Here is an 833-nt window from a genome sequence, read left to right as displayed (position 1 = left end):
AAGCTAAGACTCTCAGCGCCGATGGTACTGCAGGGGGGACCCTGTGGGAGAGTAGGACACCGCCGGACTTAACTTAGCAACACCAGAAATACACAAAATGGCCACCTAACGGGTGGCCATTTTGCGTTAAGCCGTAGGCTTGACGAGTCTGCCTTCGAGGCAACCAATTACACAGGAGACACAGTGAGCCCTTCAGGAACTAACGGTAATGACGCACGCGACGGCGGACGCCCGCCCGGGGCTCGCGGCAACAACGGCTCCGGCGGCTATCAGGGCCGCTCCGATCGCCCTCAGCGCGACGGTGAGCGTCCTCCCTATAAGGGCAACTCCGACCGTCCCCAGCGTGACGGCGAACGTCCCCCTTACCGTGGCACCAACGACCGTTCGCAGGGTGGCGAACGTGCACCGTACCGCGGAAACAATGACCGTCCCCAGGGCGACCGCTCCCAGTACGGCGACCGTCCCGCCTATCGCGGCAACACCGACCGCCCGCAGAGCGGCGAGCGTGCCCCGTACCGCGGGAACAGCGAGCACCCCCAGGGCGATCGTCCCCAGTACCGTGCAAACAGCGACCGTCCGCAGCGCGACGGCGATCGTCCTCCGTACCGCGGCAACAACGAGCGTCCGCAGAGTGGCGAGCGTGCCCCTTACCGTGGCAATTCCGATCGTCCGCAGCGTGATGGTGAGCGTCCCCCCTACCGCGGGAACTCCGACCGTCCCCAGGGCGACCGTGCTCCGTACCGTGGCAACTCCGATCGTCCGCAGTCCGGTGAGCGCGCGCCCTACCGCGGCAACACTGAGCGCCCGCAGCGTGATGGTGAGCGTCCTCCGTA

1 protein-coding gene is annotated in these 833 nt (G+C 66.0%); it reads right to left on the bottom strand.

The annotated features are described in order from the left end of the window. Positions 1-192: 192 nt before the first annotated feature. The coding region (locus tag QN357_RS19130) for a hypothetical protein (protein ID WP_323505416.1) at positions 193-833 on the bottom strand (641 nt) is incomplete at its 5' end.

The sequence above is a fragment of the Cryobacterium sp. RTC2.1 genome, assembly GCF_035018685.1.
Classification (GTDB): Bacteria; Actinomycetota; Actinomycetes; order Actinomycetales; family Microbacteriaceae; genus Cryobacterium; species Cryobacterium glucosi.
The sequence above is the reverse complement of the archived record's forward strand: the minus strand, read 5'-3'. Positions and strand labels throughout refer to the sequence as shown.